Genomic DNA, 15,840 nt, shown 5'->3' on the forward strand with positions numbered 1-15,840 from the left:
GCTGATTTAATAAAGCTATAGTAGAATAAATATTTAAATAGGTAAAACAGTTTGTTTTTATGATTATAATCGAAATATTAAATTAAATAAGTTTTACCCTGTTTTGGTCTATCCTGCTCTTCAGCATTGCCTGAATCATCTCACTAAAAGAAGGCATCAAAAATAATAAAAGCCCATTCCAGGGCTTTTGAAATGCATCATTTAAGCTGCATACGCTGCTCAACTCTGAAGATCCGCCTTTTTAAATACTGCGACAGCAGCAGTAGAATTGCACTTAACATTCCGAACAGTATGGAAGCAGCAATAATCAAAATTTGCACCACTGAACTCATCTGCTCTGCCTGAGTCACCTGTCTGGAAACAATTTTTGCCATTGGCGTTAGACTTTGCCCATAAAGCTGATACTGCATGGTCCAGAGCTGTTCAGGCTTAAAACCATATTCAAAAAAATCAGGATCTGTTTTTTCCGCTTTAACCAGAGCTAAAACTTGTGGAATAGCCGCATCCTTATCCACTGGTTGATGTAGTAATGCTGTCTGAGCCAGCAGATAAGCTTTGACTGGCTCATCGACTTCACTACGCTGTAAATATTGTGCCAGCTCGCTTTGCTGAATATTTTTATCATAGTTAATCGCTTCCCTATAAGCATCATTCTCTTTATTATTTAAATCATATTGCCGATAGGTCAGACCTGACCACAGCACAATAAAAGCAATCAACCAGCCGACAAACTTCAAAATAAAAGACTGAAAACGGACATAGAAGAAACGGATTTTTTTCAAAAAATGAATGACAAAAAATGCGCCCATAAAAGAAACGAACAGCTTTAGAATCAGCCAGCCAAACCATGACAACAGGTTACTAAAATAATCCCGATGCTGGCCAAGTTCAGTAAGGTTTGCATCTACACTGAGCGGTATATGCAATTGTTTCAGTTCCGTCGTAATACCGAAAAAACTATAGACAAAATCATGCTGTAGAAAAAAAGCCACCACTGAAGCAAGGAAAATGGTGCTGCTGGTGATCGCCCATAACATCACATTGCGTTGACGCTTCTTTAGCATCACCACACCATTTTCGATCTGTTGCGAATTCACAGCATATTCATCCAAGGGAGGCAAACGCTTTCTCCTAAAGTGCTGGCAATGAACTTAAACGAATAGTTAAGATTTATTCATTCCACTGTTACTCGATTCTATCACCAGATGATTCAGATTTTCCTGCAAGGCACGTAAACACGTTGTCGCTTCAGCACGTTTCTGCATCCCCTCTTTTTGTACCTGAATCACGTCATTCACTGTTTTAATGAGGGTATTCTGCACATGTTCAAGCGTTTCGATATCAATCACTGAACGCTGGTTGGCTTTGGCCGTAGCCACCGAATTTTGATGCAGCAAGTCGGCATTACGGCGTAACAGGTCATTGGTGGCATCATCTATACTATTCGCCAGCTGGACACTGTTTTTCTGTTCATGCAGGGAAATAGCCAAGCTGATCTGGTTTTTCCAGGCCGGTAAAGTAATGTTTTTAATGGCATAAAACTTATCGACCAGCATCAGGTTATTGGACTGGATAATCCGGATCATCGGCAAGGTTTGCATGGCAGACTGCTGCAAAATCTGTAAATCACTGACCCGTTTTTCCAGATTATTGACCAGATGATTCAGGTCATAGATCTTTTGCACCGTAGGCTGATCTTGGGCTTGGGCCGCTAAATGTGCAATTTGCTGTTGAATTTCCTGCTCTTTTAATTTCCCCGCTGCAATATAGATACCCAGCTGTCGGTATTCCTCCTGCACCCCCTGAAACATTTTATCCAAAGTGTCCACTCGGGTTTTCAAGCCCGATTGGGACGTTTCAATTTCCTTGACCAGCACATCAATCTGTTCTTGGGTGCTATTAAAATGCTGATCAAAACTTTGCTTGGCACCTTTCATTTTACTGATCAGGCCACCTAAAAAACCCGTACTTTGTTTCTTGTTCAAAATACTGCTGCTATTCAACTGCTGGGCAACCTGCACCACCTGATTTAACTTTTGACCGGTCGTGTCCAGGTCTTTATTTTGTACCAGATTCAGCAGTTCATCGGTATAACCCGACGTTTTTGTTGCAATATTTTTCCCATATTCCGCAACTGCATTATGGCTCATTTCAGCCAGTTCCTGATGTGCATTCATCACTTCATTAAAATCTGAATCCTGCAAACCAATTTCCTGTAAATTCAGTTGCTGGAACTTTTGCTGAACAAGATCTTGAGTGACTTCAGCGGGTAAATCTTTAGATTCAAAATCGGTCATGCTTCACCTGAATAGTATGTTCAATGTATGGGTTTCTCGAGTGATTTTCTTAAAATATGAATTAATTTCTCTCTGCTATGCTCCAGCTTGTCCAGTTCAATGCCCGAACTGTTCTGGTGACTTTGTTTAACATGATATTGCCAGGCAGGAATCAGTACTTGCTGCGCTTCTTTAAAACGGTCCAGCAAAGTAAAAGAAAGCTGCTGCGATAATTGCATCTGTGTAATTGCAATATCATTACTAGCTTGTAAAGTTTGTAATGAATTGATTTTTTTCGATAACCTTTCAGAAAAGTTATCCAGAGGATGTACATTCTTGACGAAATTTGGATATTCCAGCAAAAACTCTTGCGCTGCCCGAATGTATTTTGCCATTTGCTCACGATGCCCGAGTAACTGCTGAAAACGTGCCTGAGACTTTTGTATTTCAATCTGCAATTTTTGACTTAATTGATTGGCCCGATGAAGCAATTGGTCCAGGTTTTTATAATACTCGACCTGCCCGGAACCATATTCCAGATCAATCCCCAACCACTTTTGCAAGACATTAAACTTGCGGCGGGTCAGATATTTTTTTGAATCGGCCAATGCCTGAATCAGCTGTTCTATGGTGCTACTTAATTGCTGGGTCAGATGTGGATCAACCCCGTTTAATAGCACCGACTGAGCCTGAATGACTGAATCGGCATAATGATTCAGACGATATTGATCCTGCAGCAAAGGGACCAAATCATTCTGCTGAATAGACAGCAGTTCAGCCCGATTCACTTCAATGTCGGCTAAGGCAACAAGCATATCTATCTGAGACATAATATTGGAAACTCAACAAAATCATTTTTATAGTACGACTTCTGTATAAAAGATCATGTAGTGTTTTGCAATTTTTCCGTACCTCCATCAGAGATGTGGCTAAAAGCTAAAATAGGGTTTGGCAATCCGTCGGAAAAACAATCTGCTCTGTACTCATAATAAATTTATTATTCAAATGTTTATAAAATAAAAGACACTTTCAGGTCATTTTTAGCGCGTGTTTTTATCGGATTATCCAAGATTTGATAGTTGAATTCTTTATTCTATGCTTCAGCGAATACAGGAGTATTCAGCGGCAATGAAAATTCAAATAAAAAATCGATTTCATGGATCTGAATCGGAGAATAATGAGATGAAAAACAAAAATCTTTTCCTCAAATGGAGTGTAAATGCGTTATTTGCATCAATCGCATTCACATCCCTGAATAGCCATGCCACGACATCTTCAATGCCTGCCCCGGCGAATAGCCAACAGGTATTTTTTGTGGGCAATAACTGGGATGGAACGGTAACCGTCATTCGTCCATCGGGTAATTTTAGTAAAATCGGTGTAATCAACATGGTTCCTGATCGCAAAGAGCGTTTGACGGAAATCCACCTCAATCCAATTAAACTGATTGCCTATACTTACATTCAGTCCACTGCTGGAGAAGGTCATGATCAGCTGGTGGATGATATGTATTCCACACCAGATGGCAAATCTGTGGTGGCATCACGCCCAAGTTTTGCCGATGTGGTGTCGATTAATATTGCGACGGGTAAAATCAACTGGCGTACTCCTATAGAAGGCTTCCGTGCCGATCATATGGCAGTTTCTCCTGATGGTCAGCGCTTAGCGGTATCGGCATCTTCAGGCAATGTGGTTCAGGTGCTGGATATCAATACCGGTAAAGAATTGGGACGCTTTGCAACTGGCGACAAACCACATGAAAATATTTTCTTTAACGGTGGCACAAAGATTCTAAACTCAGCCATTGGTAATGTGGAAACCTCGATGGATGCTGCATGGCAAGATTTTACCAAGGGTAAACGGTTGCTCACTATTGCTGATGCCAACACGTATAAAGTAATCAAAACGATTGATTTCCGTCCGGCGCTGGATGCAGTTGGCCGTAAAGATTTATCCAATGCTGTGCGTCCAGTCGTGTTTAGCAAGGATGAATCTAAAATTTATGCGCAAGTTTCATTTTTTAATGGCTTGATCGAGTATGACCTGAATCAGGATAAAATCACTCGCATTGGCCAATTACCGGGCAGCTCGACTATTCCCTCTGACCGGACAAAATATGTAAATGACTCGCGTCATCATGGATTATCAATTAGTGCCGATGGTGAGAAATTATGTGTGGCAGGCACTATGGATGACTATGCAACCATTGTCGACCGTTCAACATTGAAAGCTGGCAAGCTGATAGCTGTAGGCAAACCCTACTGGGCGACACAAAGTTCGGACGGAAAAAGTTGTGTGATTTCGGAGAGCACCAATGATGTGGTTACCGTGATTGATTTTGCAACGGGCGAAAAAGTGCTGAGTGTTCCTGTCGGAAACCATCCACAACGGGTTCGAATCAGTTATGCACCTGCGGGCTGGTCAACACCTTAACTGTTTATTTGTTATAAATCGTACAGACCTGATCTTAAGATTAGGTCTGCTTTTAATTTAAATGCAAGAGCAGGATTTCTGGCATGGATCGCAGCATACGACTTAGTCTTATTATCGGCTTTATTGTGACCTTGTTACTCATCATTGTGGTTTATCTATTTAAACCGCTCCCCCAAAATCTCCCCAATACAGCAAAACCGAAAAAAAAACCAATCCCAACTGAAACTACTTTAGAAAAAAAAGCAGTCGTTAGCGCACCAACTCAAGCCAATCCAGTGGCGGTATCCAATCAGGCAGCATTACTTCAACAACGTGACCGGCTATATAAAAATTTTTCAGCAATGAGCGACGCTTTGAGTCATGGACAGCAGCCCGATTTACGTCAGGTGAGCCAAATGTTGGAACAGCAAAAACAGCTGGTCAGAACAGGCACGGTTGCTGCGAATGAAGCTATTTCATATTGCCAGTTTTTAAGGCAGATTTTACCGGAAATGGAACGTCAGATTGACCAAAATATTATAGAGTTAGAACAGCTTAAGCGTAGTGCTATACAAAAAGTACAGTCGTGATGATAAATAACATTAATGAACTTCTTTCATCAGCACCTTTTATTTCTTCCTATGAAGGGAAAAAATAAAGACGATTTATCAGGTATGGAAAAATTTAATATAGTCTGAAACATTAAAATATATTGCCTTATCTATTTCACCCAATATTAATAAATAGTGTGCTCGTCCAATCATTTTTGCAGCTCAGGTGTCAATCCTCTCAATTCTTGACAAAATTTTTCAAAGGCTTTGCTAAATAGATGATCATTTACAACTTTCGCACATTTAGCAAAGGAAAGCCCAAGACCATACAATCCAATTTATTCTAAATTTGAGGGAACTACCAATCCCAATACATCAAGATTTTCACCTTTGATTTTTTGATCTAATACTTTCTCAGCTAAGGTGCTTACAATGCATTTTTCATTCTTATTAAGTTCTAAAAATTGATTATCTAAAGCATGATAAAAAATGAAAACCGCCTTAACCAATCTCTTTCAAACAATCCCGACACACCTTGATTTCTTTGTCATCAACCGTGTAGTCAACTTCAGTAGCACTATGCAGGCCAAATAAACACATTAAGAATTGGAGCATAATTTTTTCCAAAAAAAAAGTCCCATGCGAGGGATGCATAGGACCAAAACCAGAGAAACTACAGCGTTTCAATTTGTTGGCGCATTCTAAATATGTATTTAAAATATATGAATAGCAAAAACTACCAAAATTTATAAAAGATGAAATTTTATAAATAAAAACCAGAGTATTTTTATGCTTTAGTTTTTATACATATTCTAGAAAAAGAAAAGCCCCGACATATTAATGACGAGGCTTATATGTCGTAATACTTTCGACAAAAGATAAAAATCTTCAATAAAAAAGCCTGCTTAACTCTCCAAAATTAAACAGGCTTAATTGCGCCAATACCTTAGAATTGTTGGAGTTATTATTTGTTTTCAGTGAAATATAAGATTAAATTATTTCAGCATTGTGAAAATAAAAAAATATGATTATTAATTTAATTAATCGCATTTTTTTGATCAGTAATTACTTCACTTCTTTCAAGCAATAACGGCATACCTTAATTTCTTTACCATCAATCGTGTATTCAATTTCAGTCGCATCATGAAGACCAAATAAACGCCTTAAGAAACAATGAAGCATTACTTTTCTCCATGCAAAAAAAAAGCCCACACATGGAAAGACGATGTGGGCTTATAAACTAAGGATCTTGAAAGACCATTCAGAAACTACAGCAGTTTCTATTGACTATTTTGTACACTATTCAAGTAACATTCAGTGGCGGAATATACCAAAAATTAAAATATTACTAATTTAATCAAAATTTTAGAAAGACTTGATTAATAATATATTAAATATTAAAAAACCCGCTTAATCTGGGGATGTGATTAAGCAGGTGAAGTCTTTGATAACCATTTTATTATTTTTATTAATGCTGTGCTCTCTTGATGTAGTTAAAAATTATCACTCTAAAGCAAATTACAAAGTATAAAAAATATGCATAAATAGTTTCTGTTCGGTTACTTTAAGTTATTTTTGATTTTTGTTAGACAATAATAATTATTAAAATCTAATCTGGGTGCCCTGATATTGCTTACACAAAAAACATTTCTCAGGGCATTAAAAACGCTCACATTGCTGTGAGCGGTTATGGTACTTCTCGTCTTTCCGAGTGTCAGTCGTTTTTCCCAGCTAGGCGATATATAACTTCGTCTAACCTGATAAAAAATTACCCGGTATTTGCTATTTAATCAATCAGTTTATTTCGTAATTTTTTGATAAATATCACGTTTATTTCACAGCTGATCTGATTTTGAATTGATCACCACAGAAGTTCTATGCTTTGGTCCATAACGACTCACAATTAGACAAACCTAACATGCATAGTCTGCTTTACTTGCTTTCGTTCTAAGTTTTTGTTTGGGTTGTCACCCCCATGCGAGATTTTTACTCTAAAGCATGTTCTGCTAAGCGACACCAAAGCAGGTTTAAGCCACTATGGCTATGAGGTGACGTGAACCGCACTTTCTTAGCTTAGGTATTTTCATGACGTAAATTCCAAAAATCTTGACGTAAATTTAACTGCAATATCGGTAAAAAGTAGTGATTATAAAAAAGATAGTGCAGATAACGGTGAACATTCCTCAAGACAATAAAAAAGGGTTTTAAGCTACTGATTTCGCTTAAAACCCTTATAACATAACGTTTAGAATATTGGTAGGTATAAGCAGACTCGAACTGCTGACCTCTACGATGTCAACGTAGCGCTCTAACCAACTGAGCTATACACCTAAGTATTGTGAATCATATTCACTTTTATTTTTTAAGACAAGTGCTTTCTATTATTTTTTAAAGTATTTGCACATGTTTTAAGCATTTTTCTAAATTGCTTTATTTGCTGGTGATTTTGCATTAAAGAATAGTGCTGTTGCTGATAATGCTGTGCTGTTTGAATAAATATCTGTTGCTGGTCCTGTTCTGCCCGTTCAGCCAAACGAAGCATCCAGCTATAAAAAGTTTCTGCAGGCTGCTTGCGCAAGCTGAGTTCCAATTGTTTGGAAAATTGTTGAATGGCACGCTCATAATCTGAAACCGACCGACTGTTTCGATAAAAAATCCAGATAAAATAAACCGCCACCACCAGCAGAATACTCAATAACATGATGATACTGCTGGCATAAGCATTTTTAATACCCAGCTTGGACAACCAGCCTTGCTGCTTTTCGGCATCATAGCCCACCACCTTGCTTTGCCATTGATAACTCGCATAGTCACTCCAGATTCTCAGGTTTTTCATCACTGCAAACTGGCGATATCTCCATTTCTGTTCTTTATTGCCCAAAATACTGCGATCACTTTCAATATAATTTTGCATTCCCCCATCTATGCGTTGTGGCGCGATAATCGCTGTAGGATCGATTCTTTGCCATTTTCCATGCAACAAGACTTCGGTCCATGCATGTGCATCGAGCTGTCGCACCTCCCAGCTGGCTCGATCAGGGGCAAGTTGTCCACCCTGATAACCCACCACTACACGTGCAGGTATGCCGACATAACGCATAAGCAAAGCAAAACTTGAGGCATAATGCTCACAAAAACCACGACGTGATTGAAACAGAAATTCATCTATCCGGTTTTCTCCCAGCAAGCCGGGATTCAAGGTGTAGGCAAAATCATTATTTTTATACCACTGCAAAATATTGCTGACATAGCGTTCAGGTTGCTGTCCACTCCGCTTGAACATCTCGAATGCAAACTGGCGTGATTGCTCATCCAAGCGCTCTGGAATTTTGGTATTGATCTGTTGCAAAAATCCTGTTTTATATAAAGTCTGTTCTTGCGACTGAGCATTGCCCAGCCATCGCAATGCAATCGGCTGATTCTGCAAAATTTGTCGTACCGGCGTAATACGGCCATCCTGTTTTAACTGATAGTTCTGTTGTAATGGTCGCGATTGTTCGAGTCCCATCACCCACATCACATGAGGATCAGCAGCTAAATACTGATAATTAAAACTGTATTTTCCGTTCTTTAGATTTTGAATTGCGACCGGTTTTTCATTGACAAAACTGCTAGTCCAGGTTTTACCGTCATACTGGTCTAAAACCATCGCTCGCCAATATAAATCATTGCGGTCTGGCAATTGGTTCATATCGCCAATAATTCGAAATGCCAGACTGCTTGACTGCGACAACTCGGCAATATCCCCTGGTGACATGCTGTCACTCATCCCAGTGACACTTTTTTGTACCGGGATCGGAATCGCCCAAAGCGGCGGCAAGCGGGGGAAAAACACAAACAGTAAGATAAAAAAAGGCAACGCCAGAATCATGAATTTACCCACATGTTTGGCATCAGTTTGCAATGCGCCAGATGAATTTTGCAATTGTCTAAATTCATGGGTTTGTAAACGGTACAGGCCAATCAGGCAGCTGAGTAAACAGAGCAGCACCATCAGTGCCATCCAGATGGACTGGCTAAATAAAAATGAACTGGCACTAACAAACATGGCAAAATTAAACAGGATAATGACATCACGTTTATTCTTGCTTTCTAAAGCCTTAGCAAATAAGAAAGTCGATAAAACGGCAACTCCAGCTTCTATACCAATAAAAGTTTGATAGTTAAAATAAATTACAGCCAAAGCTATGAAAGTCAGGACAAAAGTCCATATTCTGGATAAAGCCCTGGATTGATCTTTTAAGCTATAAAATAAAAAAAGAATCATCAGGGCAAAAATAAGGCTTAATAGCAGCGGATTAAACCCAACCTGTGCCAGAAGTATCAATGACAGGGTCATCAGTATCGAGGTTCTGATCTGTGTATCAATCATCATTTAAGCCTGTGCCAAAAGTTTTTTAGCCTGTAATAACTGGCTATTACCCAAACCTGCAGCCAGTTCAGCTTGCGGCAAAAAAACTGCATATGCACACTGCATTTGCTCACATTGTTCAATTAAGCCCATCATGAGGCTCAGTTTTTCTTCATGCTGAGTACTCGGCATATTCTGATAATGAATTTCAATATTCGGCTGCTCATTGTGCTGTTCAAATACCTTGATATATAAACCTTGGCCACGCGCTGCCTGCTTCCATGACACTGCTTGCAAGCTATCTCCCGCCTTGAAATTATGCAGTTCACGAAATTCATCCATATCCGGCTCAAAACTGTGTTGATGCTGCTTGTTTTCTGCAGGATAAAAAGCAGCTTTGGGTGCCACCCATGAATATTCTTTCAAGTAAAAATAGGTCCAGGCACGCACCAGCCCAAAAGGATAAACTGAATAGACCTGAAGGGTTGGATAATCAAACCTCCCTCTTTTTTCAGCAAAAAATGACAAGGTCATGTTTTGCTTCAATTCTGAAATAAAGATTTTTTCCAAATGCTGGCTGGTTTTAACCCACAAATAACGCGGCTGCTTTTGCGCTTGCTGAAAATGGAGTTGCAAATCCAGTTGATGGCCCACCTGCCCAACTTCATTGACTGAAACCTCAACCTTGAGCCCATGCAACTGCTTAAAGGTTAAATAAAAGCTGATACATAAAATGGCACTGACAAGAAAGCAAAAACCCAGAATCAGGTTGTTGGCATAATTTACCCCGGCAATAAAGGTCAGCAAAATCAACACTAGATACAGGTATCCCTGCTGATAGATAAAAATCAGAATGTCTTTTTGCGAGAGCTGTTTGATTTTTTTAAACTGGAAGCGTTTCGCTAACCATTTGTGCCACGGCTGGGTCAAAAGTGTAGTCAAGTCAATCACCCTTTAGCTGATCTGGACTTGCTGCATCAGTTGCAAGGTTTCTGCTTCACTTAAGCCTATACGATGCGACACCACAGCGGCAAATACTGCCTGTACATCATCTAGAGTCACATAACTACGCTGTTCAATAAAGGCGTGCGCCTGAGCTGCTTTTTTCAAGGCTAATAATCCGCGGGTCGATAAACCATGCGGGCTTTTACGGGTCTCAGCAGCCAGATCCAGCAGATAATCCAGCACTCCGTCGGCAATATAAAGCTGTGTCACCAATTGTTGAATGGCTAGAATTTCATTTTCATTAAAGACATGTTGCAAGGTTGAAATCAAGGCATAGCGGGAATCTTGCTGTAATAGCAGTTTTTCTGCAGAACGTGATGGATAGCCCAGTGACAAGCGCATTAAAAAACGGTCGAGCTGCGATTCAGGCAAACTATAAGTTCCACTCTGAAACAACGGATTTTGCGTAGCGATGACCCAAAAAGGTCGCGGTAAGTCATAACGCACTCCATCTACCGTCACCTGGCCTTCTTCCATCGCTTCCAGCAAAGCACTTTACGTTTTGGGACTACAGCGGTTAATTTCATCAGCCAGCAAGATTTGAGTAAAAATAGGTCCCTGCTTGAATTCAAACTGATGCTCTTTCTGGTTAAACATGTTCACCCCAATCACATCACTGGCAAGCATGTCATTGGTAAACTGAATACGCTGAAACTTCAATCCGGCAATATGCGACAAGGCACTGGACAAGGTAGTTTTACCCAGACCCGGCAAATCTTCAAACAGCACATGTCCACCGGATAGCAAACAACATAAAGCCAGTTTGGTTTGCTGTTCTTTATCCAAAATAATGCGATTGATTTGAGTCAAGAATGCCTGAACTTTTGCCGCATAAGATTCCACCTGAAAATTCAGCTCTTGTTGCGCTAGCGTGAGTTCCTGTTTTTGAACTTTATTCATACCCCAAATCACACTCTTTCCCCAATAAAAAACGGTGCATGATTAACATACACCGTTTTCCGGTTTTTCCAAATAAATCAGAAGATTTCAGACAAAGATATCTTCAGGCTAGCAGGGACATTTTTTCATTCCACCGCCTGCGCTTGGATAACGTGCATCCACGCAGTGACGGTAAAATGTTTTGGCATCCATGGGGGTTAAATCAGCATGATGTTTTGCCATATGCGCCAAATAGGTCTGATAATCTGGCACACCTACCATTAAGCGAAAGCTTTGCTGCAGGCGTTGCCAAATGAGCTGAATGGTTTTAATGCCATTTAGCATCAAAAACTGTTTCGGTTGAGCCAATACCGTAAACTTGATGATTTTACCCAGTGCCAGTTTTTGGCGAATTTGATCTTTTAGACTCATTTCACCTCTCCTGCCACTTCATTGGAGCTAATCTCATCACTGTAAATGGCTTCAGATTCATGCACAGTCGGATTTGGATTTGCCAATGCGCGGCGAATGACACCAATCGCAGCAAACAGCATCACCACCGCCACAATCATGAAGAAACCGCACAGTACTGCATTAATCTGATTAGAGAACACAATCGTTTGCATTTCAGCAATGTCTTTGGCTGGCTTTAAGATTTCTCCACGAGCAATGGCATCAGAGAAACGGTTGGCCTGTGCCAGAAAACCAATTTTCGGATTTTCATGGAAGATTTTTTGCCAGCCAGCAGTCATACAGGTAATGAACAGGAAAATGGTGGGAACAATCGTGATCCAAACATATTTTTCTTTCTTCATTTTAAACAGAATGACTGTGCCTAAAATCAGTGCCATAGCTGCCAGCATTTGGTTACCAATACCGAATAGTGGCCATAAGCTGTTAATTCCACCGAGCGGATCAATCACACCCTGATAAACGAAGAAACCCCAGCCTGCAACAGCGACTGCGGTACCCAACAAGTTACCAAAGAAATTGTGCGATTGTTTCACCGCAGGAATTACAATACCGACAGTATCCTGAACCATAAAACGGCAAGCACGTGTACCGGCATCTACCGCTGTTAAAATAAACAATGCTTCAAACAGAATGGCAAAGTGATACCAGAACGCCATCATGGAACGGTTATTGAAAATTTCCGTAATAATGTGCGCCATACCAATGGCAAATGTTGGAGCACCACCAGTACGTGAAAGAATCGAACTTTCACCCACTTCCTGAGCAAGCAGGGTCAAGGCTTCAGGTGTCACCACAAAGCCTAAAGTACGTACCGCTTCTGCCGCACTTTCCACCGTTGTACCGAGGACCGCAGCAGGTGCGTTAATTGCGAAATATACGCCAGGCTCAAGAATGGTCGCGCAAATCATTGCCATAACCGCAACGAAAGATTCCATCAACATGCCACCATAACCGATCACGCGAATATCCACTTCGTTATTAACCAGTTTAGGTGTCGTACCTGAAGAAACCAGGGCATGGAAACCGGAAATGGCACCACAGGCGATGGTAATGAACAGGAACGGGAACATCGAACCGGCAAAGACAGGACCTGTACCATCCACGAAATGCGTTACCGCCGGCATTTTCATTTCAGGCAATGCCACCATAATGCCCACGGCCAGACCGGCAATCACGCCAATCTTCAAGAAGGTAGACAAGTAATCACGTGGAGCTAGCAACAGCCAGACCGGTAATGCAGAAGCAATGAAACCATAAGTGATCAGACACCAGGTCAACTGCGTACCTGAAAGGGTAAAGATGGGCCCCCAGTACGGATCAGCTGCCACATTACCGCCATAGACAATCGCCAGCATCATCAGCACAAAACCGATGATTGAAACCTCGGCAATTTTTCCCGGACGGATATAACGCATATATACGCCCATAAACAAGGCGATTGGAATAGTGGCTGAAATGGTGAATACACCCCATGGACTGTTGGTTAGGGCTTTCACCACCACCAAGGCAAGCACAGCAAGAATAATGATCATGACGCCTAATGCACCTAGCATCACAATGATACCGGCAAAAGAACCAAGCTCCTGCTTTGCCATTTCACCCAGTGATCGTCCATCACGGCGGGTCGAAATAAACAGGACTAAAAAATCCTGCACAGCGCCTGCAAGTACAACACCGACCAGCAACCAGATGGTTCCTGGCAGGTAGCCCATTTGTGCCGCAAGAATTGGCCCGACTAAAGGCCCGGCACCGGCAATGGCTGCAAAGTGGTGTCCAAACAGGACATATTTATTGGTAGGCACATAATCCAGACCATCTGCCAGACGGTGAGCGGGGGTTAAACGTCTGGCATTGAGTTCAAAAACTTTATTGGCAATAAATAAGCTATAGAAGCGATAAGCGATGCTATAGACACAGATGGCAGCTAAAACCAGCCAAACTGCATTGACATGCTCACCTCTGCTGATTGCAAGTATCCCAAAGGACACCGCACCTAGAACTGCCACCAGAAGCCACACTATTTTGGAAGTTATTGATAACTTCGGTTGAATCGTTTCCATGTAAAGCCCTCATATCTAATGCATAAATCAGCATTCATTTTTTATTGTTCGGTATACTGCTGTTTTTTCCCTTGCGACTGTACTCCTCATATTTTGCTTTTCATCTAATACTTTGGCATAAAAAAAGGGATGATTTTGATCATCCCTTTCGATAATAGTCTATTTTAAAACCATTATGCACGTTCTAAATAGTCACCCGTACGAGTGTCTACACGAACGCTTTCTTCTTGCTGTACGAATAATGGTACACGAACAACAGCGCCAGTTTCGAGTTTAGCTGGCTTGCCACCGCCGCCAGAAGTATCACCACGTACGCCTGGATCAGTTTCCACGATTTTCAATACGACGAAGTTTGGTGCACTTACTGTCAATGGAACGCCATTGAATAACATAATTGTACAAAGTTCGTTAGAATCGTCTTTTAACCATTTTGCAGCATCACCCATTGCAGTTTTGTCTGCAGTAATCTGTTCAAAAGTTTCAGGATCCATGAAGTTCCACATTTCACCATCATTGTACAAGTAGTTCATTTCTACTTCCACGATGTCCGCTGCTTCTAAAGAGTCACCCGATTTAAAAGTTTTTTCTAAAACTTTACCTGTTTTAAGGTTACGAAGTTTTACACGGTTGAATGCTTGACCTTTACCAGGTTTTACATATTCATTTTCCATGATTGAACATGGGTTGCCGTCAAGCATTACTTTAAGGCCTTGCTTAAAGTCATTTGTAGAATAATTGGCCATGAAAGGCTCGCTCCAAACTTACTAACTTAAATCTATTAATGCTAGACTAGCATTATTTTTAACATCTGGCATGATAAACTATTTGTATCAAGAGCAAAACTGGCAATCTCAACTGAGTGACCTGATTACGGATCCTTTAGAGTTGCTTGAAACACTTCAGCTCTCGCCTGATCAATTATTATCAGGGGCAATCCTGGCTTCTGAAAAGTTTAAGTTGCGTGTTCCCCGTGCGTTCGTCGGAAAAATGAGCATTGGCGACCCGCTTGACCCTCTGCTGTTACAAGTATTACCCCATCATCTGGAACTTGAAGATCATCCTGGTTTTGTAACCGATCCTTTAGGTGAGGAACAGGCCAATCAACAGCCAGGCGTATTACATAAATATAAATCGCGTTTTTTACTCACCTTAACCGGGGCTTGTGCAGTTCATTGTCGTTACTGTTTCCGCCGCCATTTTCCTTATCAAGAAAACCTGCCAAAAAACGAAGATTGGCCAAATATTAAACAATACATTCAAAATCAACCAGATATAAATGAAGTTATTTTGAGCGGTGGCGACCCGCTTACCCTATCAAATCGAAAACTTGCCCTGTGGATTGAACGTCTTGAGTCCATGCCGCAAATTAAATTTTTGAGAATTCATTCACGGGTTCCGATCGTAATCCCCAACCGTGTCGATGAAGAGCTGATTTCCTTATTAAAAAACAGTAGGCTGCGCATTATTCTAGTGGTACACTCAAATCATGCCGATGAGCTGGACGAGTTTACCTGTTCCAAACTTTCAGCGTTGGTTCAACATCAAATTACCGTGCTGAATCAGGCAGTTTTATTAAAAGGGGTTAATAATTCTGCGCAGCCGTTAGTGGACTTAAGTTATCGTCTGTTTGAAGCGGGCGTGATGCCATACTATTTACATGTATTAGACAAAGTAAAAGGTGCCCATCATTTTGACTTAAGTCCTGAAGAAATTAATCTGATATATAAAGAGGTTTTAGAGAACCTGCCGGGATATTTGGTTCCTAAACTCGTTAGGGAAATAGCGGGCGAAAAAAATAAAACACCGCTTTTTGGGGTTTCAACTTTTTGAGT

General features: G+C 40.7%; 12 protein-coding genes, 1 tRNA gene and 1 pseudogene. 3 read left to right on the top strand and 11 right to left on the bottom strand.

All coding sequences use genetic code 11. From position 1 onward, the window contains the following. Positions 1 to 197: 197 nt before the first annotated feature. From JFY49_RS10120 to JFY49_RS10130, 3 genes are read right to left on the bottom strand one after another with little or no spacing between them, the layout of a single operon-like run. Positions 198 to 1,121 (bottom strand): hypothetical protein, encoded by a 924-nt coding sequence (locus JFY49_RS10120; RefSeq protein ID WP_200222716.1) that lies wholly within the window; start codon positions 1,119 to 1,121, stop codon positions 198 to 200. 42 nt (positions 1,122 to 1,163) lie between these two features. Next, complete coding sequence (locus JFY49_RS10125) at positions 1,164 to 2,297, bottom strand: toxic anion resistance protein (RefSeq protein WP_200222718.1); 1,134 nt, start codon at positions 2,295 to 2,297, stop codon at positions 1,164 to 1,166. A gap of 20 nt (positions 2,298 to 2,317) precedes the next feature. Next, a complete protein-coding gene (locus JFY49_RS10130; RefSeq protein ID WP_180176814.1) occupies positions 2,318 to 3,106 on the bottom strand; it encodes a tellurium resistance protein in 789 nt (262 codons plus the stop codon). Between the two features lie 352 nt (positions 3,107 to 3,458). Between JFY49_RS10130 and JFY49_RS10135 the strand changes: the two genes are divergently transcribed. Both JFY49_RS10135 and JFY49_RS10140 read left to right on the top strand, forming a co-directional pair. After that, complete coding sequence (locus JFY49_RS10135) at positions 3,459 to 4,709, top strand: YncE family protein (protein ID WP_200222720.1); 1,251 nt, start codon at positions 3,459 to 3,461, stop codon at positions 4,707 to 4,709. 83 nt (positions 4,710 to 4,792) lie between these two features. Beyond that, positions 4,793 to 5,278 carry a hypothetical protein gene (locus tag JFY49_RS10140; protein ID WP_200222722.1) on the top strand — a complete coding sequence of 162 codons (486 nt, stop codon included), beginning with the start codon at positions 4,793 to 4,795 and terminating at the stop codon, positions 5,276 to 5,278. A 299-nt stretch (positions 5,279 to 5,577) separates the two neighbouring features. Here JFY49_RS10140 and JFY49_RS17545 read toward each other — a convergent pair whose 3' ends face one another. From JFY49_RS17545 to efp, 8 genes and pseudogenes are all read right to left on the bottom strand, one after another. Then, the gene (locus tag JFY49_RS17545; protein ID WP_227609434.1) at positions 5,578 to 5,748 is read right to left on the bottom strand and encodes a hypothetical protein; all 171 of its coding nucleotides are present in this window, start codon (positions 5,746 to 5,748) and stop codon (positions 5,578 to 5,580) included. Between the two features lie 1,745 nt (positions 5,749 to 7,493). Further along, positions 7,494 to 7,570, bottom strand: a tRNA-Val gene (locus JFY49_RS10145). 31 nt (positions 7,571 to 7,601) lie between these two features. Beyond that, complete coding sequence (locus JFY49_RS10150) at positions 7,602 to 9,611, bottom strand: transglutaminaseTgpA domain-containing protein (RefSeq protein ID WP_200224855.1); 2,010 nt, start codon at positions 9,609 to 9,611, stop codon at positions 7,602 to 7,604. Between the two features lie 3 nt (positions 9,612 to 9,614). Continuing rightward, a complete protein-coding gene (locus JFY49_RS10155; RefSeq protein WP_200224856.1) occupies positions 9,615 to 10,520 on the bottom strand; it encodes a DUF58 domain-containing protein in 906 nt (301 codons plus the stop codon). A 24-nt stretch (positions 10,521 to 10,544) separates the two neighbouring features. Beyond that, a pseudogene (locus JFY49_RS10160) lies at positions 10,545 to 11,507 on the bottom strand (AAA family ATPase). Positions 11,508 to 11,603: 96 nt separating this feature from the next. After that, entirely contained in the window at positions 11,604 to 11,906 is a 303-nt protein-coding gene (locus JFY49_RS10165; RefSeq protein WP_166166948.1) for a YbdD/YjiX family protein, read from the bottom strand. Beyond that, the gene (locus tag JFY49_RS10170) at positions 11,903 to 14,008 is read right to left on the bottom strand and encodes a carbon starvation CstA family protein (protein WP_086195644.1); all 2,106 of its coding nucleotides are present in this window, start codon (positions 14,006 to 14,008) and stop codon (positions 11,903 to 11,905) included. Before JFY49_RS10170 ends, JFY49_RS10165 begins: the two co-directional genes overlap by 4 nt. 173 nt (positions 14,009 to 14,181) lie before the next feature. After that, positions 14,182 to 14,751: an elongation factor P gene (gene efp, locus JFY49_RS10175; protein WP_086195645.1), complete on the bottom strand. Its 570-nt coding sequence runs from the start codon at positions 14,749 to 14,751 to the stop codon at positions 14,182 to 14,184. A gap of 70 nt (positions 14,752 to 14,821) precedes the next feature. Here efp and epmB point away from each other — a divergent pair, with 70 nt between their 5' ends. Further along, complete coding sequence (gene epmB, locus JFY49_RS10180; protein ID WP_200222724.1) at positions 14,822 to 15,838, top strand: EF-P beta-lysylation protein EpmB; 1,017 nt, start codon at positions 14,822 to 14,824, stop codon at positions 15,836 to 15,838. Positions 15,839 to 15,840 lie beyond the last annotated feature (2 nt).

This window comes from Acinetobacter sp. CS-2, from assembly GCF_016599715.1.
GTDB lineage: Bacteria > Pseudomonadota > Gammaproteobacteria > Pseudomonadales > Moraxellaceae > Acinetobacter.